1 pseudogene is annotated in these 439 nt (G+C 25.7%); it reads left to right on the top strand.

The features are described 5' to 3' along the window. Positions 1 to 439, top strand: a pseudogene (locus tag V7014_RS26555) (sensor histidine kinase); the annotation flags it as partial.

The raw sequence follows: 439 nt of genomic DNA, 5'->3' as shown, positions 1-439 counted from the left end.
GGTAAATTTATTAATTGAAAGAACAACCTATCGAGAATTAGAACTTAAACAACAAGAAGCAATAAAAAAGGAACTCCTTAATAAATTAAGGCACGATATTAATACACCTTTAACAGCAATTAGATTGCAATTATTTTATTTAGAAGGTCAATATAATGATCAAGTGCCTATACTAGAATCATTAAATCAACAAATACAATATATAGCTGAATTAACCAATGAATTTAATATACAATCCACTGACACATTAGAGAATTCTTATATTTTAAATGATGAAGTGAATATCAATGATTTATTAGAAACCATGGTTAAAAAGTGGGGTTATTTATATAGTATTCATGACATCTAATTAATATATAATCCAGTAAATAAAGATTTGATATGGATTAGTAACGATTTGTGGATTCAAAGGTTAATTGATAATGTCTTCCAGAATACG

The sequence above is a fragment of the Bacillus sp. JJ722 genome (assembly GCF_036963345.1).
In the GTDB taxonomy this organism is placed as follows: Bacteria; Bacillota; Bacilli; order Bacillales; family DSM-1321; genus Bacillus_AD.
The sequence above is the reverse complement of the archived record's forward strand: the minus strand, read 5'-3'. Positions and strand labels throughout refer to the sequence as shown.